This is a genomic window from Clostridium beijerinckii, assembly GCF_036699995.1.
GTDB classification, from domain to species: domain Bacteria; phylum Bacillota; class Clostridia; order Clostridiales; family Clostridiaceae; genus Clostridium; species Clostridium helianthi.
Map to the genome: position 1 here is coordinate 3272336 of NZ_CP144906.1, position 20770 is coordinate 3293105.

Consider the following 20770-nt stretch of genomic DNA (forward strand, 5'->3'; position numbering starts at 1 on the left):
TATATTTTTTTATACATTTTAAATCTAGCATAATTCTTACATCCTATTCCATAGGTAATGATAAATTCAGCCATAATAATCTCAACTCCAATACTAACTCTTAGCACAATAGCTATCATTATCAATTGATAATACTCTTCAACGTTAATCTCTTGACTTTTCACGCATATAAATATATTATAGTGTTAATTTGTTTTATCAAATGATAAAACTTATGTTAAATTATGGAGGCGTTTTATATGAATGCAAAAGTTAAAATTGCAAGATTATCTCTATTATCAAATAGCATCCTAATAACTCTAAAATTAATTGTTGGACTTGCTACTGGTTCAGTAAGCATAATATCTGAAGCTATACATTCGACTATGGATTTGTTAGCCGCTGTAATAGCGTTTTTTTCAGTTAAAATATCTGATAAACCAGCTGATGACATACATCCCTATGGACATGGAAAAATAGAAAATGTTTCTGGCGTAATTGAAGCAATTCTTATACTGTCAGCTTCTATTTGGATAATAATTGAAGCAGTAAAAAAATTAACAATTCCTGGATCTGTGGAATCAATTGGCCTTGGATTTATAGTTATGTTTATTTCCTCTGCTATAAATTTTATGGTTTCCAGAAAAATATATAAGGTTGCTAAACAAGAAGACTCTATAGCTCTTGAAGCAGATGCTCTTCATCTAAAAGCTGATGTTTATACATCATTAGGTGTAGGAATTGGTTTGTTTCTTATATGGATAACTAAATTGGATTTTTTAGACCCAGTTGTGGCTATTTTAGTTGCTATATTTATATTAAAAGAAGCTATTGAACTATTAATATCTGCATTCAATCCACTTTTAGATACTAAGTTATCTAATGATGAAATCAAAATTATTCAAAACAGCATAAATAAGTTTTCGAGTATCTATTGCAACTACCATAACTTTAAAACAAGAAAATCCGGACGAGTTAGGTATATCGAATTACATTTAGTATTTCCTGAAAATATGCGAATTAAAGATGCTCACGACGTATGTGATAGAATTGAAAATGATATAAAAAACTCTCTAAATTACTCCGAAATTATGATTCACTTAGAATCTTCAGAATCTAATCCTAATTGCGATAAATGTAAGAATAAGTGTGATTAAATCCATAATTATGCAAAATATAGATATCCAACTCTAAAACTAAATTTATGTGATAACTTACCGAAATCATAATAACCCATACACAGTTATGCTAAATAAAGCGATGGATTAAACATATTTCACCGCTTTATTTGCAAATCTGCCTTCATCCACTTTTAAAAGTGGATTTTTGCAATTCGCCTGAATTTAAACCTATATCCTATTATTTATAAATGTGCATTAATTTTATTTAGTATATTTTGTTTTGGCATAAAGCCTGATAAATTTTCTACTGGTTTCCCATCTTTAAATACAATCATAGTCGGTACTGCATATATTCCATACTTTTCTGCTATTCTTTCACTTGCATCTATATCAACTTTAAAGAATTTAGCTTTCCCCCTAGCTTCCATACTAGCTTCTTCAAATACTGGAGCTAACATTTTACATGGTCCACACCAAGTTGCGAAAAAATCAACAACTGCTATTCCTTTTGAGTTCTCAACATTTTCAATAAATTCATTACTGCTTATTATTCTAGCCATAATTAACTCCTCCAATTTATAATCTAAATTTTTGTTTTCCTATACTTTAAGTATAGTCTTATTTTCAACTTAATTCTGTGACTTAATCACCATATATTTTACTTCTTTGATTAATCAATACTTTAATTTTAATTTAATGTTTATCTTATTTACTCAATAATAGCTGCACTTGACTTTTTAATTTATCTTCAGTTATTTCTCCTGAATGATCTTCAATTACATTTCCATCTTTATCAATGAATAAAGTTCTAGGTATAGATATAATATTATAATTTATTGAAGCAGTTCCATCATTATCAAATAAAATTTTCATATCATAATCATTATCTAATATAAATTTTTTAGCTTTATCCATTGTTTCTCTTTGACCATCTGTTAAATCCACCATTAAAACCGTTAATTCTTCTGCTTTATATTTACTTGAAAGCTTATTAAATAAAGGCATTTCTTCTTTACAAGGAGGACACCAGCTAGCCCAAAAATTTACTATAACAGGTCTTCCTTTATAATCTGATAACTTCACTTTATTAAGCTTTTCATCATATACAACAAAGTCCTTCTCCATTTTTTTGTCTTGTTCATTAGTATTGTTAGGCTCTTCTTTATCCTTAGAAGTATCTTTACTTATGTTTATATCTTTCTTATGATATTTTGAACCTAATGAGTTATATGCCAAATAAGATATAGCTAAAAATCCTGCAAAACCTATTGCTACTACTGTTAATATTAATTTTTTATTTTCCATAAAAACCTCCTAAATTGTAAGGAATGAAATTAATTTATTTAGGTATCCAGTAATAATTGCAATTCCTACAATTATAATGATTAACCCAGATAACATATTTATAATTTTGTAATTTCGTTTTATTAAGTTAAAAGTATCTTTTAAACCATCTATTAAAATAGCGCATATTATAAAAGGTATTCCAAGCCCTATACTGTATATTAAAAGCATTAGTGTCCCTTTTAATATATCGTGAGAGTTAACTGCAATCATTAAAGCTGCACTTAAGAATGTGCCTACGCAAGGTGTCCATCCTATTGCAAAAATCATTCCAAATAAAATTGATGATAAAAACTTAAAAGTTTTTATTTGCACATTTATCTTTGAACTTTTTTCTAAAAATGATATTTTAAATAACCCAATATAATTGATTCCAAAAACAATTAATATTAATCCACTTATTATATTAATAATATTATTTTCAGTTTTTATTAAGCTTCCAAAAGACCCTGCAAAACTTCCAAGCAGCGTAAATATCACTGTAAATCCTAATACAAATCCTAAAGAATTTACTAATGCATTATACTTATTCTTATCATTTGTTATATTGTCTCCTGCAAAATACGATATGTAAAGAGGTATCATAGGCAAAATGCATGGTGATATAAATGTTATAATTCCTTCTAAAAATAATAGAAAATATTCCATAGTTTGTCCTTTCTTAATAAACATGATATTTTATTATATATTACCTTTATTATACATTATAAATGATTTACTAAAGTTTTTAGCTTTGATAAATATTGAGTGAACTTTCACTCATCTAAATTATTCTTTCTCAGTTTACATATTATATATATTTTTGTTATTTTATGCTATCCTAAATATTATAAAAACATATTATGGAGGCATACTCATGGATAATTCAAATATGATTAAACTCGTTAATCGATATAAAAGTGATTCAGAATCTGTTTATAACACATGGTTCACATATAACGAAACTAGACTTAAAGCATTTAGATCAATAAGATGTGGAGCAATAGATATAATTAATTCTATTAAAAATAATTCTTTTGGAAATGACTTTAAAGGTTCTCCATTAGAATTTGTACTTAAGTGTATAACAGAACAGAAGCAAATTTTTGAAGGCGCAGCACATCCATTCTTCTGGAAACCAAAACTTAGAATACCTGATATCTATGAAAATGAAGAAAACAAGAAAATTTTTGGTCAATTTTTAGAATCTTGTTTATCAGCTAATAATGAGGACAAGTTAATAAAAGAAATTATAAAATTAGATAGTTATAAGATAAAAGGCTTAGGTCCATCTGTGGCAAATATACTTTATTTCTTACATCCTACACTAATGCCTCCTTTTAATACTGCCATGGTAAATGGATTTAATGCTATTTTTTCTGATAAAAAGAAACTCGGATCTTGGACTGATTATTTGCATATGAGAGAAGTAATTATAAAAACTAATGAAGAACTAAATCCTTTATTATCAAAAGACTTAGGTGCAATATCAGGTTTATTATTTGATGTAGGCATTGGGAAAATTTCTTTAAGTGAAAATTGGGAAACTTCTCTAAACTTTGAGAAAAGTAAATTAGAAAAAGCTTTAAATAAGCGCCGCCTTGAAATAGAAAATGAAGTTAAAGAAGAATCAGAACATTTAAAGGTACAATTTTTATTAACTGAGATAGGTAGAAGCCTAGGTTATAATGTCTTTGTTGCTATCAATGATAGGACAAAATCTCTTAATGGAAAGAGCTTAGAATTTATCACTCTATCTGAACTTCCGCCATTAGATCTTCCAAAAGATGTTTTGAGAACAATTTCTCTTATTGATGTTATTTGGATAAATAAAAATACTAATGAGATTGAATGTGCTTTTGAAGTTGAAAAAAGCACCTCCATATATTCAGGAATATTGCGTTTAGTTGACTTAGCATCATCACTAGGCTCTAAACAATATAACTTTTTCTTAGTTGCACCTGACTCACGCGAAAAAGAAATAATTGCTCAATTAAATCGACCATCATTTAGAAACTTAGAATGTATTACTTTAAGATATATGTTATTTTCTAAACTATATGAGAACTCTAATTCATTAAGCACGTTTGGTGATGATTATAAAATACTTTTTAAGATTGCTAATGAAGTTAATACTTGTATTTAATTCATCAAAATAAATAAAGGCGGCTAATAGCTAGCTGCCTTTATATTATTTCTGCTATTTAATATTACTATAGTTTAACATTCTATTCTATAATAAATATATTAGATATAACTTTTACTTATTTAGTCCCATAATGTATAGATGCAATTCCAAAAGTTAAAGATTCATATTCTGAATTTTTAAAACCTATCTTCTCAAGTGCATCCTTAAGCTGCTTTTTATTCATAAAATTATTTACTGAATCTCTAAGATAATAATACGCTTTTTTATCACCTGTACCTATTGAACCTACTGCTGGTAACACATGATTAAAATATAAGTCGTATATATTTTTTAAAATAGGTATATTAGGTTTAGAAAGCTCTAAGCATACCACTTTCCCTCCTGGTTTTAAAACTCTATACATTTCTGATAATGCTTTATTTTTATCTGGAATATTTCTTAACCCAAAAGCAATTGTGATACAGTCAAAGGTATTTTCTTTAAAGGGCAATTCTAAAATACTGCCTTTAATTAATTCATACGTATAATCCTTTAATGATTGATTTAGCCTTTTCGCCCCAACGTTAAGCATTTCTTGGCTAAAATCTACACCGATAACTGTTGTATTTTTTCCAACCGCCTTACATTCATAATTAATCATTTGTCCTGTACCACAGCACAGATCTAATACTTGATGCCCCTCCTTAATATTACATATCTTTATTGCTTTTCTTCTCCATAATCTATCGATGTTTAAAGTTAATATTGAATTTAACATATCATATCTCTTTGCAATAACAGAAAAAATCTTTTCCACATCTGTTACATTAATTTCAGCCATTATAACCACCACACATTCTTTTATTTTACGCTTATAAAACCTAATAAGTATTTAAATTAGTTATATTTCTTTAAATTAAGCTTTTTAATTACTATTTTTAATTTCCATATATCTTATTACATTAGTGGAAACAAAACAAATACAGTAAAATCCCAAATTGCATGAGATATTATTATTGGAACAAGGCTTTTTTCTTTCTTATAAATCCATCCCCAATATATTCCACATACTAAAGCAGCTACCACAAGCATAAAGTTCAATGTAATTATATGAACACCAGCGTACAATAGCGTTGCAAATATATATCCTTTATCTTCTCCAAATTTTTTTGCAAGATTGTTTTGTATAAATCCACGCCAATATATTTCTTCTCCTGGCCCTATTATAAATAATAGTAGAGCTCCAATAAGTAATGAATTTCCTTGTGCTCTATTGCTATAAACTGATGCAATTTGGGCATCTTTAAATGGAAATAAATATCCCGAAATTATATTTCCAGCATAAAAAACAAAGTACAATATTATTGCTGAAATAATTCCGATTAATATGTGTCTTAACTTTATATTTCTGAATGAAATTAAGTTCTTTTCAGAAAACAAAGCTACCATTACTAACGCTAATATTGATACTCCCATTTCAATCCAAAAATTAAATGGTTTTAATACGAATATTACAAACCACAATATTGTAGCTATAATTAACGAAGATATAATGACCTTATTCTTACTTTTCTGTCTCTCCAAAACTTTTCCACCTTTCTATAAAATTAAGTAAAACTTGATTCGGATGAAGTTTAAACCTTAGCCAAATCTTAGTTGAACTTATAACCACAAGGGTCACAATATATCCTAAAGAGCTATCTAGTCCATGAGCCTAGTGCCACCCCATTGAAAATGGATTGTGAATTATTGTCAGTTAGCTATAGGATATAAGATAAAAGTATAGATAGAATTAAAAGAATTCCAAATTGACCTTGAAGCTTACCACTCTCTTTATCAAGTTCTGCAATATTCCCACTTGAATCTCCATCCTTTTTTAATTTATTAATGTTTTTAATAGCAGCTGGCACTGTTAATAAACAAATTAAACTTAGATAAGGAGTATATTTAAAAATAATCATTATGATAAGAGAAATATATGAAAGTATAATCAAGCTTGAATATACTTTTTGTGCCTTCTTATAACCTATACTTATTGACAGTGTTTTAATACCAGCTTTCTTATCATGATTTATATCCCTAATATCATTAGCATGCAATATTGCAGTAGTAAGAAGTGCTGTTGGGATTGATATTAAAAACGACTGCACGGTAAACTCCTGCATCTGCAAGTAATAACCTCCAAGTGTCATCAATGGTCCAAAAATTATAAATACTAAAGGTGCACCTAATCCCCTATATTTGAGCATTAACGGTTTTCCTGTATAAAAATATCCACATAAAGCTCCAACAATCCCTAAAATGAGAATCATAATGCCTACATTGTAAGCTAAAAATAAACCAATTAAACATCCTAAAATAAGTAATAGAATACCACTTCTATAAACTTCTTTTAAAGTCAGCAAACCTTCAACAACTACTCCGCTAGAACTATGAGACTCCTTTGTATCAACTTTATTTATAAAATCATCATGATCATTTAACAAATTAACTGAAGCCTGCTGAAAAACAATTGCTATGATTGAAAGTATAAAATATTCAAGATTAAAATTAGGCTCTTTTAATGCTAATATTCCCCCAAGAACAACTGGAATTGCTGAAGCTGTTAAAGAAAAAGGCCTTGAAGCTCTGATAAATAACTTAATTTTTTCAATTGTCATTTTCTTTTAACCACCTCTATAAACTAATCTTTATTCATTAGTATTAATTTATTCTTCTTACAAGATGCAAGAAAAATAATATTATAGCTTATCTAAAATAATTTTTAGATAAGCTATAAAGAATCATTACATACGCATTGCCATAGGTAATGAGAATAACATTATATTAACTACTGCAAGTAATATTAAAAGAGCAGAATATACTATCGTTGTACTGAATGCCTTAGCTTCATAATTATTCTTAGATATTTTGTATACAGTATAGATTGAACCAAGAGTTCCTATTCCTATCAATATGAATTGAAGCGCTTGAATTGTCGGATCATCTAAAATAGCTGAAGATGTATGTTGAACTTCAACTCCAAATAATTCTATAAATGTGTAAAATACAGATTTCCCTTCTGCTAATAAATGGAATAAATTATGTGCTATATGTGCAGCCATATCTAATGGTATGAGCGCATATCCATACTTCGTGAAATTTTCTTTTAATAAAGCTTTATTAAATATTTTTGCAACTAATCCTGTTATAGATAATAATGCTACAGGTATAGCCATAGCTATAATAAATGTTATAGTAAAAGTAATAGCATAATTTTGTGTTCCAGTTACATTCTCAAGCCATTTGAGCATTCCATCCCATATTTCTAACATTGTAATGTTTTGTACAAATACTATACCCATAATTACAACAGCTAAAAATGCTGCATCTAATCTTGGTTTTCTTATAAACCACAATTCTTTTGTAGGTACACGCAATGATATGTTAATTGAATTGTTAGGACAATTCTTTACACAATTACCACAGAAATTACATTCTGAATTATCTTCCATAGTTTTTGGGAATTCAAACATTGGACATCCTTCTGCCCTTTCAGTTCCCTTATAACAATGTGCCGCTGTACATTTAGCACAAATATCTTTTGTTCCACGCAATTGTAGCATCCCTGCTCTAGAGTAATTTCCAGATAATCCGCCTAAGAAACATAGATATCTACACCAGGTTCTACGCTCCCAAAAAGCACCTGAGAATATTACACCAATTGTAATAAGTAGGAGTAATGTTCCTGAACCTCTAGGTGATTCAACAACTCCAAAAACGTGATCACTCCATGTAATCGCTAAGAACATTGCATCTATAAGCCATACTCCATATTTTTTCAAAAACTTAGGTACTGGCTTTTTGCTTCCTACAAATTTTTGTACCACATCACTTAATGCGCCAAATGGACATATTGAGCACCAAAATCTACCTGTTAAAAATAATAGTATAGGAAGTATAGGCCACCATAATACCCAAGTTCCTGCTGTACCAAAGTTATCGTGAGCTTCGTCAGGTCCAGTTAGTAATTCAAACACGATGAATGCAAATACTATTCCTACAAATAACTGAAATATTCCTGGATACCACTTACTTTTAATGAAGCTCTTAAGCATTTTATTATTTAATAAATTATTTCCTCTTTGCTCTTGTGATGACTTTGTTTCATCACTAAGTTTCTTGTCCAACTTTGACATTAGACTATCACCTCTATTCTTTATCTTTATTTGCTACTTTTTTTCTTTACTGCAGCTACTATGATTATTACTGCCACTATTCCTACGAATCCACCTATAACTATCCAGTTTGGTCCGCTACTAACCACATCAGCATCAAACTGTACATCCTTCTGTTCTCCATTTACCATAATGTTAGCTGTAATAACCCATTTACCTTTATCAGTGAAATTAATTTTTCCCATGTATTCACCATTTTTACTATTTTCCAATGATACTTCAATTGGTTTTTTCCCATTCATATCCATTCCCATATCAGAGTTCTTATCCATTTCTGCACTTATCTTAATATCGGCATTTTCAATTTCTTTATCATTATCATCATGTAATGTGATCATTACATCATTGTCACCTGTTTTTACTTTGTTATCTTTATTAAACGTTAATTCTGCATTTATACCATTTACACTTTTTTCTGTTCCTTTTCCCATATCCATGTTACCCATTCCATCAGCAAAAGCTGCTGTTGAAAGACCTAACGTAAGAATTAAACTTAATATTGCACCTCTAATTGTTTTCTTTTTCATTGTTTTTTTGCTCCCTTCTTTATCACGTCTAAAGACTTAATTTTTTCTTTGTTATATTTTAATTTTCTATGCTATATTTATTGTTTGCCATATTTCTTTTTCCAAAATGATACGATTAACTGATCAATCCCAATTTTATAAGTGCTTGCTCCAGCTGCCATTAAAATTATAGCTGCAGTATATAAAATTGGATTCGTACTAGTAGTTCCTGCTAATAAGTAATTTAAATTCATAAATGCTCCACCAATCAAACCTGCTATAGTAAAAGCTCCAAGGATTAAACTAATACCAACAAGAAGTTCTCCGACTGGAACTACATACGTGAATACTCCTGCATTTGGCAGAGCAACACTTTCAACAAATCTTGCATACCACCACTGTACTGATGGATGATCTCCAGTTGCTTTAGCTAAAGCTCCTTTTAAAAATCCTGTTATTGCTACACCTGATTGACTACCAACCCATGTTGGATCCTCAAGCTTTTCTATTGCTGGAACTATCCATTGATAACCTAGCCATATACGTAAAATTGTCCATACAGGAACTAAATATTTATTTCTAAAAATCCTCATTTAATGTCATCTCCCTTATGATATTTATTATGAATTTAATATTAAGCATTTTTTGTTTTCTTGTTTGAAGATTCAAGTACATAATTTAAAAGACTATTCAAGTTATCCTTATAAACTGAAGGTTCTAAATTCTTAATTGCTTGTTCAGCTTTTAAAGCAAACTCTTTAGCATCTTCAACAGTTATATTATTTTTAGTAGCGTTAGAATCACCATCTGTGCAATCATCAATGATTTGATATAACATTCCTAAATTTAGGCCGTAATTTTCCAAAGCTTCAATTTCTTCTTTTGCATTAACTATTTTTGCTCCAAGCTTACAGCAGGCAGCCATAAATGATGCAGTTTTACCTTCTATTATGTTAAAGTAATCCTGCTTTGTAATTTCATGATTTTGAGCTTGTTCAATTTCTGCAACGCACATTTTTTCAATAACTTGTGTAATTATTTCTTCTGCATCATTTGTTGGTAGTTTTAATAATATTGAAAATGCTTTAGCATAAAAGGCATCCCCTGCGAGAACCGCTACCTTTCTACCATATATATTATTTAACGTCTTTTGACCACGGCGAAATAAATCATTGTCAATTATATCGTCATGTACCAAACTAGCACTATGTATTAGCTCAATTGCTACACATAAATTAATTAATTGCATTCTCTCATCTATAGTCATTTTGGGATTTATAGCTTTAGCTGAAAGTATTACAAGGCTTGGACGAAGATATTTTCCTGGAACCTTAAAGAAATATTCAAATATCTCTTGAGTTGAGCCCGAACTAAAATCTTTTCCAATATTTTTTAAAATCATCTCAGCTTCATAAAGCTCTTTACTCACAGCATTTTTAGCTTTTATAAAATTTGACATGACCTCACCACCTCTCAATAATCTAATCTTTTAGTATAATTATTTATTTTAATCTTTATATAATTGAATTACTGTTCTTTAGAGAGTATACAAAGAACATGTGTAGAAATTATGAAGATAATTTTTTAAAAACCAAAATGTTAATTGATTCCTTACTTGTTAGATTTAATCCAAACTTAATCATTGCCATATGTAGTAGATAGTATTAAAAATATAATAAGAGCTCCAATAAAAACCAAAGTTTTATTAGAGCTCTTTAAATTTATAATATTTTACTCTTTTTTAATTCAGTTACTCACACAATTTGTTAATTCCCCTAGCTACCCTTGTACAAAATAAAATACAAATATAGATATTAGTATTAACGCAGCTAAAATAATTATTGAAGTTGTTACTTTTAATTTATTATCTTCCACATAAATCCTTTGACTTTCTGTATTTCTCTTGGCTAACAATATATAAATAGCTAACCCAATAATAACTAAAGCAAGACTTAATAAATGCGAAATTGAAAATGGTCCCCAGATAACAGGATTTATTCTAAAGAATTCTACAATACCTCTTATTAAGGCAAAAGCAATTAAGTAAATCACAAACAACTCACCTTCAAACTTTTTCTTATAGTTTCTTCTCCATAGAACTATAAATAGTATGTAATCTAAAATAAATTCATATACTTGTGCAGGATGAAGTATTTGGCCATTATAGTTAATTCCCCATAGCATTATATTTGTCATTGGTTTACCAAATACGTCACAACCTACTCTTCCTATACCTTGAGCCAATGCGATACCCACCACTGCAATATCTGCAAGTTTTAAAAATGATATCTTACTCTTAATTGAGTAAAGGTATCCTGCAAGCACGGCTGAAACAATTCCTCCATGAATAGATAACCCACCTTCATTTATTTTAAATATTTCTCCTGGATTACTAAAATAAAATGATGGATTATAAAAAAGAATATAAAATAATCTAGCTCCTAATACACCCGCTATAACAACAATAAAAATTAGATTAAATATTATGTCTTCATTTATTCCTCTTTTTTCCCCTTGCTTAATTGCAAATGCTCCGCCTGTAATTGCAGCTATTGCTATCATTAATCCAAAAAAGTATATATGTATTGGGCCAAAACTAAAAAGTTCCTTCATAAATATTAACTTCCTTCCTACAAATTTAAAATAACTATAAAACTATTTACTACACTTTTTCTTAGACTTTCTATCTTTATTACAACAACATACCACTGAAGCTTTTTTTATTACTTTGTGATAAAGAATATGCGCAACAAATAAAACCACTACTACCGTTATTGCTACTTCAATGACCATCATTCATACCTCCAACTACAATATCTTAATTTAAAATTTTATATTGTCTATTCTAATGGCTAAAAATATTAGCTTATCTAGTTAAACATTATAATAATGTAATGTGTAGATTATATGAAGAATTATATTTATTATTTATCATAAATATATTTTACCTAACAACTGCTCCTTTCATTTTAATCCTATTGTCATTACAAGTTATAACGGATAATAACTCACGATATAATATAATTTAATTTTAAAATAATAAAACTAGATTGTCCCCTATATATAATTTTGAATTCAAATTACTCCATAAAAAAACCGCATCAGATGCGGTTTTTTTAGTATATATAATTCTACTATTAAAAAATTATTTAACTCTTCTAGCTGTGATATAATCTGGTCTGCTCATTGATGATATTTTTATCACATCACCTGTTCTCGGCGCATGAATATATGTATTATTACCAACATACATACCCATGTGAGTAGGATCACCATTCTTACCAAAGAATACAAGATCACCAGGTTGCAGTGCATCTCTTGAAACTCCATAACCATCATTTATTTGGTCATAAGTTGTTCTTCCAAGGCTAATCCCAAAGTGTGCATATACATATTGTGTAAAACCAGAACAATCAAATCCTGTAGAAGGACTTGTTCCTCCCCACAGGTAAGGAGTTCCTAAGAAATTTGAAGCATATGCTATTATGTTATTATCAGAAACGGGTGCAGATTTTGCTCCTCTCGATGCATTAGTAACTCTAGGTGCTTCATTTCTTATTTTATTTACTTGATTCATAGTTGCATTTACTTGCACTTGAGATTCATCTACTTTTGATGCAAATAATTTTTCCTGATCTTTAGCCTCTTGAATAAGCTTCTTTTGATCTGCTATATTTGTATTTAGACTTGTAAGCTTGTCTTCATTTTCGCTTTTTAATGCAAGCAAATCATTATACTTAACTTCAAGAGATGTTTTTTTACTTTCTACTTCTGACTTCTTATCATTTAAATCACTTATTACTTGTTTATCAAGTCCAATTATTTTTCTAATTACTTCAGCTCTTGTTATTAAATCACTGAAACTTTCAGATTCCAATAAGATTTTTAGATAGTTAGACTGCCCATTTATGTACATAGCTCTTACTCTTTGATCTAATACATCTTGCTTAGCTTCTACTTCTTTTTCAACCTGAGTAATTTGCTTTTTTGTTATTTGGATATCGTTTTCTGCCCCAGTTATGTTCTTCTTATTTGCTTCAATCTTCATCATATAATCTTCAATTTGATTATCCAACTCTTCAATGCTTGCTTCAAGCTGGTGTCGTTTATCTTGTACTTCCTTTAAAGAATTTTTATTTTGTTCTAATTGAGTTTGTGCTTGATTAGATGTTGGTGCAGCAAATGCTGAAATTTGAGTAATCATCACTAATACTGTTGCAAGCATAATCGTTTTAATTGTTTTTTTCACTTATATCGCTCCCTTATTTATAGAGTAATACTTGTCTCTCTTTTGTAAATTCAATCCTATACTACACTAAAATTGTGTAGAAATTATGTAGATTCATATAAAGGAATACATTACCATAAGGAAACACATAATTTCTTCATAATAATAAGTTATAATATTACAAAAACACACAAGTATATTTAACTAACATCTAATTGGAGGATTACTAATGATTAAATTTGTAGACGTTACTAAAGTATATGATAATAACACCTTGGCTCTTAAAAATGTTAACTTAACTATAGAAAAAGGTGATTTTGCTTTTTTAGTAGGCTCAAGCGGTGCTGGCAAATCAACAATAATAAAAATGCTTTTTAAAGAAATTGAGCCGACGCAGGGTAAGTTAATATTAAATAATACTGATGTAACCAATCTAAATAAGAATCAAATACCGTTTTACAGAAGAAATATAGGTGTAATATCTCAAGATTTCAAACTAATTCCAACTCTTAATGTCTATGAAAATGTTGCTTTTGCATTAAGGGTTATTGGTGTCAGTACTAAAGATATAAAAAAGAAGGCACCTATGGCTTTATCAGTAGTTGGATTATCTGATAAATTCAAGTCATTTCCAAGCCAATTGTCAGGCGGTGAACAGCAAAGAGTTTCAATTGCTCGAGCTATAGTGAATAATCCTAATATTTTAATTGCTGATGAACCAACAGGAAATCTCGATCCTGAAACTGCAATGGGAATTATGGACACGCTCGACAATGTTAATAAAAACGGTACTACAATACTTATGGCTACTCATGCAAGGATATCGTTGATTCAATGAGAAAGCGAGTTATTGCTATTGAGAATGGAACTATAATAAGAGATGAAATTAGGGGGACTTACGATAATGAATATTAATACCTTCAAATATTATATTATTGATGCATTAAAGAGTTTAAATAGAAATAGAACCATTAGTCTAGCATCAGTTATTACAGTGACCGTAACTTTATTTATAATGGGAGTTTCAATACTATTAATGCAAAATATAAATATAGGAATGAGTAATGTTGAATCGCAGGTTCAAATACAAGTATTTTTAAATAATAACATTACTAATAAAGATCAAGAAAACTTAGAGCAAAAGTTAAATAATATTTCTGGTATCAAAAGTGTTAAATTTGAAGATAAATCAAAGGCTTTAGAAAAGTTTAATAAACAGGTTTCTGAAGATAATAGTTCTTTATTAAATAATTATGATTCTTCCAATAATCCTTTACCTAATTCATTTATAATAGATCTAGAAAATCCTGAAGTATCACATCAAGTGATAAGTACAATCGAAAATATGCCTGGTATAGAATCCATTGGCAATGATCAGGAATTTACAAATAAAATAATTTCAATATCTAAAAACGTGAAATGGATTGGAATTGCTTTATTCATATTAATGGTATCAGTTTCTATATTCCTTATTAGTAATACTATAAAATTAACGATTTACTCAAGACGTAGAGAAATTGGAATAATGAAATTTGTTGGAGCAACTGATTGGTTTATAAGATGGCCGCTTATTATCGAAGGTGCACTTATTGGTTTGTTTGGGGCCGTATGTTCCAATATCTTAATATACTATCTCTATAAACTAGTTTTTATAAAGATAAATGAAAATTTACTTTTAATAAACTTATTATCACCATCTTATATTACGCAAACCCTCCAATGGCAGTTTATATTAGTTGGGGTTTTAATCGGAAGTGTAGGAAGCTCCTGGTCTTTAATTAAATTTTTAAAAGTATAAATCATAAAAGATACTAAAAAGTGTATTGAAAACTAATTATTTTAGAATTCAATACACTTTTCTATATATTAAGAACTATGAATTATGATTACATAAACTACTAAATTTTAATAACTTAAATTAAATTTATTCTCATTAGAATATTAATTACCTGTAGCTTATTCCATTTGGTTCTCCTTCTACTTTTGTGGTTTTAATAACCTTATCTGTGCTATTGTCAATAACACTTACAGTTCCATCATACATATTAGTAACATAAACATATTTATTATCAGGACTAACTACTACTCCGTGAGCTCCTTTTCCAGTTTCTATTGCTGCAACTACTTTCTTAGTTGACATATCTATCTTTGAAACAGTATTTGATGGTGCATCTTCTGTTCCTTGATTTGCTACAAATGCATATTTATCATCTGATCCAATGTAAACTTAAGTAGGTCCTTTTCCTACTACGATAGTACCATTCCCTTTATATTTTTATACAACATATTAGCTATATTTTAAATTTTTGCACTAAGAAATTAAGTTCTTCAGATAATTCAGCTTGTCTTTGTGCTGAACTCGCAACTTCTTGAGTTGCGATAGTTGTTTCATCTACACTATTTAATATCCCTTCTGAACTTTCTGCCGATTGCTGAGCAGTAGACGAAACTGTTTCTATTGCAGCACTAGTTTGCTCTATTGAACTAAGTATTTGATTTGTACCATTTGCAATTTCTTTTGCCATAGCTTTAATAAAGACTGCATCCTTTTCATATTTAAAAGCAGTTTCTAAAAAAAGCTCATAATCTGGATTTACATTATTATCAATATGCGCCAATATCTCTTGAGTGTTATTCGAAAGATTATTGAAGGCATTGTTTACCTGAGTAATAACTTCTTGTATGTTTGAAACATTCTCTGCTGACTGTTCTGCAAGCTTGCGTATCTCATCTGCTACTACAGCAAAACCTTTTCCCATTTCACCAGCTCTTGCCGATTCAATGGCCGCATTTAATGCTAAAAGATTTGTTTGCGATGCTATATTTGCTATAGAATCAGCCATTACTTTAATTTTTTCAACAACTTTTCCTTCTTCTATTGCTTTTAATATATTTTCTTGCTTTTCTTTATATATTTTCTTAGAAATATTTATTGATTTTAATCCCTTATCTTTTATTTCTGAGGCACGTATCTGAATATCATTAGAAGCTTGATCGCAATCCTTTGCCTTATTTGATAACTCAATAGAATTTGAAGTTATTTCTTCAATTGATGCATTTACTTCTTGTGATGTTGCGCTCAATTCTTCTGTACCAGTTGTTATTTCCTTTGTAGCTTCATTAATATTGTTCATTTTTGTAGAAATTCCTTCTATAGTGCTATAGATTTCTTCACTTGATTCTTTTATAATGCTAGAATTTGAAATTATTGTTGATATAAGACTTCTAGTGTTTTCAGCAGCTTTATTTAAAGCATTTGATATTTTTCCTATTTCATCTTTTGAATAGAAATCTATTCTCTGAGTTAAATCACCTCTACCTAGAGCATCCGCAAATACTAAAACCTTATTTATTTGTTTTGATATTAATGTTGAAATCAAAACTCCAAGTAAAATTGCAAATATGAAACCGAATATAACTATACCAATCATTAAATCGAATGAATTTTTAAATATTAAATTATTAGCACTATTTGCATTTTCAGCTTCTTTTATATTTGAATCAATTATTTTATTAATACTATCAAAAGTTTTATCCCTAGCCTCAGTTACCTTTTGAAAAGCTGTTTGTGCTTCATCATATCTATTGGCATTTATTAAATCCATAAAATCTTTACGTGACATCATATATTCTTCGTGAAGCTTTATAAAATTTGTTAATAATTTTTCTTCTTCACCTGCTTCACCTGAATTTTTAAATTCTTCAGAAATCATCATATCTTCATTTGTTAATTTTTCTATTTCACTTTCAATATCCTGTTTTTTAGTTGCATCTTTTGTTGTTAAAAGTGCTAATAAATCTGAGTGTATCTGTAAAAAGTTTGCTTTTAACTCCTCAACTGTTTTTAAATGTTTCAAATTATCTTCATACATAGATGTTGAATTTGCATTTATTTTTTTTATTTCCGATATCCCTCTAAATCCAATAATTCCTATAAGGAATGAAATTAATAAGAAGCAAAATATAAGTTTTTGCGCAAGTTTTAAATTATTTAATATTTTCATATTGTTCCTCCTCAGTCTATATGTTATCTCCTAATTGAATACACACATGATTTTGTTTTCTAAATGATTCTTAAAATATTAACTTTTAACAACTCAAATAATAGCATTCTATTATGAAGAACTTATGAAGAATATTCCAATTTATAATAATATATTCAATTTCTAATCTCCTAATTTTACGCTGTCTAATATAATAAATTTCACACCACGTAAATAAAATTAAATCTCCTTTTAGTTCAATAATTATTGGAATGGAGTTTGCTGCTGGATGGACTCCTCATTGGACTTGCTGTTCCATTTATTCTAATAGCTCTGGTTATAGATGGATTTGCCGAACAATTCAAAAACTAACTCATCCATATCAATTACAAGCGACAAAAATAATGCTTCAAATCAAACTATTGAAGTAACTCCTAATAATATTAAAACCAAAGCCATTGATTTTAAATTAAAAGATTTGAACTCAAATGAAAGCCTATATGAAAACTCTAGATAAATAACCGGCTTTAATAAAAAATGAATTAGAAGTCTCTAATCTGAGATTATTCTAATTCATTTTTTTACTTAATCATTTTTTTGTAATTGTAATCTTTATAAATATTAGGCCAATAACTGTTATGACTAGCCTTATCCAATTGTCATAAATATTAATTATGTCATAGCTAACAAGTGTCTCTAAAGCTATAGATGGAACCTTTCCAATCAATGTTGCAACAGTGAATATTGTACTATCAACATTACTTATTGATGCTGCAAGTGTTATAATTCCTGATGGTATAAATGGAATTATTCTTCCTTGAAATATTAGTAGCCCCGCCTCTCTTCCATCACTTTTAACTATTCTAGAAATTAACCTATTTCTATCTGTGAATTTTTCAATCTTTCTTTTAAAACCTAATCTATATATAATAAATGTAATATATGCCCCTATTGTTTCACCTAACAGAGATATGAAAAAACCATTAATAGGACCAAAGAAAACTATGTTCGCTCCTGTTATAAATACTGACGGCAATATACCAACAAGGGAAATGCCTATACTTATTATTAGACTTATAGGTATCGCAATAGAGCTATTATTTCTAAAGATCTCTATTACATCATTTATATTAAACATGGATTTCTCCTTTATTAATATTCTAATTTAAAATTTTAATTTCCCAATACTATATCTTTATCACGTACTATCTTGATTACTATCTGCTATTCTACAACATTCTTATAATCAATTCAAATAAAATAAGACTCAAATTTTAGCTTTTACGGCTCTTGAGCCTTTTACATATCTATGGTACTTTTGCTTAAACATATTTAAAATGATTGTATAACTTTTCTTATCCTTCTAGGCTACTTCACTATTAGTTCCTTTGAATAATAAATAAATTGCATATATCCCTGCTATACCAACAATGCCGCAAACTACTCTATCTACCCAAGACATTGTTACAGGTGCAGAACCAAAGGCAAGCCCTATGAAATCATCACCCAAAAAACCTATTATTCCCAATCTTATAGCGGCTGCAACAACCAATACCCATGTTATTGTTCTCATTTTCTTTAACTCCCTTTTATTAAATATATTTTATATTATGTTAAATTTAAATTACAAATAATATTTAGATATTTTAAATATCTAATCTATTATTTGTAAATCACCTTTTATTATACAAAAAAACAAACTAATAACTGTTCATTTTTTATTTCTTTGTCTAACTAAAAAAAGAAGTTAATAGTAACATACGATACTAGTTAACTTCTTTTTCATTAGCCTATTGCTCTATTTTGTTTTGATTTTCATTAACTTCTTTCTTCTCACTGCAACAGCTTCCATGTTTGCCTTTAAACATCATTCCCATCATAAGTACCATCATTATTGGACATATGAAAGGTGCTATCCCACCTATAGCTGCTTTAAATCCTGTTCCGACATTTAAAAGAGGAAGTGCTGCTACAATTATAAACGGTAATCCACAACAAAGCACCATCATTAAGATATGCTTTATTGGATTGTGTTTTTTATTTTCTCCATTTTTATTATTTCCATGACAATTCATAATAAATTCCCCCTCATATTCTCATTAGAATTAATATTCAAGCTTAATTACCTTACCACTTAAAATTGATCTATTTACTATTTCTTTAATATCATCTCTTGATACCTCTTTATCTCTATAGATTACTTTAATTTTCTTTGATTCTAAACTAACATCAACTCCTAATAAACCTTGAAGGGAGCTTAATGTTTTTACAACATTCATTAGACACCTATGACAAAGCATATTTTCTTGTTTAAAACTTAAACTATAGCTTTTCATCACTATCGCCTCCCTGTAAATACATTATAAATAAATGTTATGAAGATATTGTGTAGATAAAAATAAATTTTAAACATTAATTAAAATTCTAATTATCAGGATAAATGTAATCCTCTATATAATTAGTGCTTAAATTATATTACATAACTTTCACAATAAAACCTGAATTTCTATTAAATTTTTTCGGGCTCATTTATGGACTCAATGCTATCTGTAACTTTAATTATTCCTTTTATCATTCCCATCCAGCAACTAAACTCTATATCTTCATCTTTGGGGATAAATTCTATTATATTTTCTCCTGATTTGAAATCTTTATCTATATTGAAATATGGTACTACTATTCCATTATTACACGAATTAAGTTGATTTCCTTCAAATATCAACTTAACAGGAATATCTTTTTGAACATAAATAACATCAGGCGTATAACCATTATTATCTACTGTTATTCTTACCACCTGAACCCCATTTTCAATAGATGCCTTAGCTATATTTAAGTAAGAGGCATTAGCTTTATTTACTGATAAGTTATGTTTTAGTTTTTCACTCATATAAAAACTTGATACAAAAGTACTAAGTAATAGAATAACTGCACCTATAGCAAATAATCTTACATATTTTCTGTTATTTAAACATTTATATATTGATTTATTAACTTTTCTTATAATATTCATGCTTGTCACCCCTATAATTATAAATATTTTATTTCAGAAAAAAGTCACTTATTATATAGTAAAGTATAATAAAAAGTTATGAAGATTCTATAAGAATGATATATGAAATTTCTGTCAAATTATATTGGTGGTTATATGCTATTATTAAAACATAATAAATTATCTATATTCTAAGGAAATAAAAAATCAACAAAATGATTCTCTAAAAACAAAAAAGGTATCTTAAAATCACTTTCTAAAGTGGTTATAGATACCTCCTTTTTTTGTGTAGT

General features: G+C 28.5%; 23 protein-coding genes and 1 pseudogene. 4 read left to right on the forward strand and 20 right to left on the reverse strand.

The features are described 5' to 3' along the window. The first annotated feature begins 239 nt into the window (after positions 1–239). Positions 240–1136: a cation diffusion facilitator family transporter gene (locus PZA12_RS15055; RefSeq protein WP_103698212.1), complete on the forward strand. Its 897-nt coding sequence runs from the start codon at positions 240–242 to the stop codon at positions 1134–1136. Positions 1137–1342: 206 nt separating this feature from the next. Here PZA12_RS15055 and trxA read toward each other — a convergent pair whose 3' ends face one another. The 3 genes from trxA to PZA12_RS15070 all read right to left on the reverse strand — a co-directional run bounded on the left by trxA (position 1343) and on the right by PZA12_RS15070 (position 3092). Further along, positions 1343–1660, reverse strand: coding sequence for a thioredoxin (gene trxA, locus PZA12_RS15060; protein WP_103698211.1), 318 nt, complete (start codon positions 1658–1660; stop codon positions 1343–1345). 145 nt (positions 1661–1805) lie between these two features. Continuing rightward, on the reverse strand, positions 1806–2405 hold the full coding sequence (locus PZA12_RS15065) for a TlpA disulfide reductase family protein (RefSeq protein WP_103698210.1): 600 nt from the start codon (positions 2403–2405) through the stop codon (positions 1806–1808). A gap of 9 nt (positions 2406–2414) precedes the next feature. Beyond that, positions 2415–3092 (reverse strand): cytochrome c biogenesis CcdA family protein, encoded by a 678-nt coding sequence (locus PZA12_RS15070; RefSeq protein WP_103698209.1) that lies wholly within the window; start codon positions 3090–3092, stop codon positions 2415–2417. A 208-nt stretch (positions 3093–3300) separates the two neighbouring features. On the opposite strand from PZA12_RS15070, the gene PZA12_RS15075 reads away from it, so the two are divergent. Beyond that, positions 3301–4569 carry a hypothetical protein gene (locus PZA12_RS15075; RefSeq protein ID WP_103698208.1) on the forward strand — a complete coding sequence of 423 codons (1269 nt, stop codon included), beginning with the start codon at positions 3301–3303 and terminating at the stop codon, positions 4567–4569. A gap of 118 nt (positions 4570–4687) precedes the next feature. On the opposite strand, the gene ubiE is transcribed toward PZA12_RS15075, so the two are convergent. The 10 genes from ubiE to PZA12_RS15125 form a co-directional block, all read right to left on the reverse strand. Beyond that, positions 4688–5392: a bifunctional demethylmenaquinone methyltransferase/2-methoxy-6-polyprenyl-1,4-benzoquinol methylase UbiE gene (gene ubiE, locus PZA12_RS15080; protein ID WP_078116292.1), complete on the reverse strand. Its 705-nt coding sequence runs from the start codon at positions 5390–5392 to the stop codon at positions 4688–4690. Between the two features lie 116 nt (positions 5393–5508). Further along, complete coding sequence (locus PZA12_RS15085) at positions 5509–6135, reverse strand: CPBP family intramembrane glutamic endopeptidase (RefSeq protein WP_103698207.1); 627 nt, start codon at positions 6133–6135, stop codon at positions 5509–5511. Positions 6136–6311: 176 nt separating this feature from the next. Beyond that, positions 6312–7211, reverse strand: a complete 900-nt coding sequence (gene menA, locus PZA12_RS15090; RefSeq protein ID WP_103698206.1) for a 1,4-dihydroxy-2-naphthoate octaprenyltransferase — start codon at positions 7209–7211, stop codon at positions 6312–6314. A 126-nt stretch (positions 7212–7337) separates the two neighbouring features. Further along, positions 7338–8729 (reverse strand): 4Fe-4S binding protein, encoded by a 1392-nt coding sequence (locus tag PZA12_RS15095; protein ID WP_103698205.1) that lies wholly within the window; start codon positions 8727–8729, stop codon positions 7338–7340. A 26-nt stretch (positions 8730–8755) separates the two neighbouring features. Further along, positions 8756–9295 (reverse strand): FixH family protein, encoded by a 540-nt coding sequence (locus PZA12_RS15100; RefSeq protein ID WP_103698204.1) that lies wholly within the window; start codon positions 9293–9295, stop codon positions 8756–8758. A 77-nt stretch (positions 9296–9372) separates the two neighbouring features. Beyond that, positions 9373–9867: a DoxX family membrane protein gene (locus PZA12_RS15105; protein ID WP_103698203.1), complete on the reverse strand. Its 495-nt coding sequence runs from the start codon at positions 9865–9867 to the stop codon at positions 9373–9375. Between the two features lie 41 nt (positions 9868–9908). After that, positions 9909–10733, reverse strand: coding sequence for a polyprenyl synthetase family protein (locus PZA12_RS15110; protein WP_103698202.1), 825 nt, complete (start codon positions 10731–10733; stop codon positions 9909–9911). A gap of 320 nt (positions 10734–11053) precedes the next feature. Next, complete coding sequence (lgt, locus tag PZA12_RS15115; RefSeq protein ID WP_103698201.1) at positions 11054–11887, reverse strand: prolipoprotein diacylglyceryl transferase; 834 nt, start codon at positions 11885–11887, stop codon at positions 11054–11056. Between the two features lie 42 nt (positions 11888–11929). After that, entirely contained in the window at positions 11930–12070 is a 141-nt protein-coding gene (locus PZA12_RS15120; protein WP_171983641.1) for a hypothetical protein, read from the reverse strand. Positions 12071–12419: 349 nt separating this feature from the next. Further along, positions 12420–13523, reverse strand: a complete 1104-nt coding sequence (locus PZA12_RS15125; RefSeq protein WP_103698200.1) for an NlpC/P60 family protein — start codon at positions 13521–13523, stop codon at positions 12420–12422. A gap of 208 nt (positions 13524–13731) precedes the next feature. Here PZA12_RS15125 and ftsE point away from each other — a divergent pair. Together ftsE and ftsX are read left to right on the forward strand one after the other, a co-directional pair. Beyond that, positions 13732–14417 (forward strand): annotated as a pseudogene (ftsE, locus tag PZA12_RS15130) (cell division ATP-binding protein FtsE). Beyond that, positions 14407–15300, forward strand: coding sequence for a permease-like cell division protein FtsX (gene ftsX / locus PZA12_RS15135; RefSeq protein ID WP_103698199.1), 894 nt, complete (start codon positions 14407–14409; stop codon positions 15298–15300). The pseudogene ftsE and the gene ftsX overlap by 11 nt, the downstream one beginning before the upstream one ends. A gap of 147 nt (positions 15301–15447) precedes the next feature. Here ftsX and PZA12_RS15140 read toward each other — a convergent pair whose 3' ends face one another. The 7 genes from PZA12_RS15140 to PZA12_RS15170 form a co-directional block, all read right to left on the reverse strand. After that, positions 15448–15723 (reverse strand): YncE family protein, encoded by a 276-nt coding sequence (locus PZA12_RS15140; protein ID WP_242964509.1) that lies wholly within the window; start codon positions 15721–15723, stop codon positions 15448–15450. A 70-nt stretch (positions 15724–15793) separates the two neighbouring features. Beyond that, positions 15794–17506, reverse strand: coding sequence for a methyl-accepting chemotaxis protein (locus tag PZA12_RS15145; protein WP_078116278.1), 1713 nt, complete (start codon positions 17504–17506; stop codon positions 15794–15796). A 568-nt stretch (positions 17507–18074) separates the two neighbouring features. Continuing rightward, positions 18075–18623, reverse strand: coding sequence for a TVP38/TMEM64 family protein (locus PZA12_RS15150; RefSeq protein WP_103698198.1), 549 nt, complete (start codon positions 18621–18623; stop codon positions 18075–18077). 225 nt (positions 18624–18848) lie between these two features. Continuing rightward, entirely contained in the window at positions 18849–19058 is a 210-nt protein-coding gene (locus PZA12_RS15155; RefSeq protein ID WP_061114846.1) for a DUF378 domain-containing protein, read from the reverse strand. Positions 19059–19275: 217 nt separating this feature from the next. Beyond that, positions 19276–19560, reverse strand: a complete 285-nt coding sequence (locus PZA12_RS15160; RefSeq protein ID WP_078116275.1) for a hypothetical protein — start codon at positions 19558–19560, stop codon at positions 19276–19278. A 30-nt stretch (positions 19561–19590) separates the two neighbouring features. After that, complete coding sequence (locus PZA12_RS15165; protein ID WP_103698197.1) at positions 19591–19821, reverse strand: heavy-metal-associated domain-containing protein; 231 nt, start codon at positions 19819–19821, stop codon at positions 19591–19593. Between the two features lie 173 nt (positions 19822–19994). After that, complete coding sequence (locus PZA12_RS15170) at positions 19995–20498, reverse strand: cupredoxin domain-containing protein (protein ID WP_078116273.1); 504 nt, start codon at positions 20496–20498, stop codon at positions 19995–19997. Positions 20499–20770 lie beyond the last annotated feature (272 nt).

Coding starts and splice junctions, on each gene's coding strand:
- PZA12_RS15055 (WP_103698212.1), top strand. CDS start 240: ATGAATGCAAAAGTTAAAATTGCAAGATTATCTCTATTATCAAATAGC.
- trxA (WP_103698211.1), bottom strand. CDS start 1,660: ATGGCTAGAATAATAAGCAGTAATGAATTTATTGAAAATGTTGAGAAC.
- PZA12_RS15065 (WP_103698210.1), bottom strand. CDS start 2,405: ATGGAAAATAAAAAATTAATATTAACAGTAGTAGCAATAGGTTTTGCA.
- PZA12_RS15070 (WP_103698209.1), bottom strand. CDS start 3,092: ATGGAATATTTTCTATTATTTTTAGAAGGAATTATAACATTTATATCA.
- PZA12_RS15075 (WP_103698208.1), top strand. CDS start 3,301: ATGGATAATTCAAATATGATTAAACTCGTTAATCGATATAAAAGTGAT.
- ubiE (WP_078116292.1), bottom strand. CDS start 5,392: ATGGCTGAAATTAATGTAACAGATGTGGAAAAGATTTTTTCTGTTATT.
- menA (WP_103698206.1), bottom strand. CDS start 7,211: ATGACAATTGAAAAAATTAAGTTATTTATCAGAGCTTCAAGGCCTTTT.
- PZA12_RS15095 (WP_103698205.1), bottom strand. CDS start 8,729: ATGTCAAAGTTGGACAAGAAACTTAGTGATGAAACAAAGTCATCACAA.
- PZA12_RS15100 (WP_103698204.1), bottom strand. CDS start 9,295: ATGAAAAAGAAAACAATTAGAGGTGCAATATTAAGTTTAATTCTTACG.
- PZA12_RS15105 (WP_103698203.1), bottom strand. CDS start 9,867: ATGAGGATTTTTAGAAATAAATATTTAGTTCCTGTATGGACAATTTTA.
- PZA12_RS15110 (WP_103698202.1), bottom strand. CDS start 10,733: ATGTCAAATTTTATAAAAGCTAAAAATGCTGTGAGTAAAGAGCTTTAT.
- lgt (WP_103698201.1), bottom strand. CDS start 11,887: ATGAAGGAACTTTTTAGTTTTGGCCCAATACATATATACTTTTTTGGA.
- PZA12_RS15120 (WP_171983641.1), bottom strand. CDS start 12,070: ATGATGGTCATTGAAGTAGCAATAACGGTAGTAGTGGTTTTATTTGTT.
- ftsX (WP_103698199.1), top strand. CDS start 14,407: ATGAATATTAATACCTTCAAATATTATATTATTGATGCATTAAAGAGT.
- PZA12_RS15145 (WP_078116278.1), bottom strand. CDS start 17,506: ATGAAAATATTAAATAATTTAAAACTTGCGCAAAAACTTATATTTTGC.
- PZA12_RS15150 (WP_103698198.1), bottom strand. CDS start 18,623: ATGTTTAATATAAATGATGTAATAGAGATCTTTAGAAATAATAGCTCT.
- PZA12_RS15155 (WP_061114846.1), bottom strand. CDS start 19,058: ATGAGAACAATAACATGGGTATTGGTTGTTGCAGCCGCTATAAGATTG.
- PZA12_RS15160 (WP_078116275.1), bottom strand. CDS start 19,560: ATGAATTGTCATGGAAATAATAAAAATGGAGAAAATAAAAAACACAAT.
- PZA12_RS15165 (WP_103698197.1), bottom strand. CDS start 19,821: ATGAAAAGCTATAGTTTAAGTTTTAAACAAGAAAATATGCTTTGTCAT.
- PZA12_RS15170 (WP_078116273.1), bottom strand. CDS start 20,498: ATGAATATTATAAGAAAAGTTAATAAATCAATATATAAATGTTTAAAT.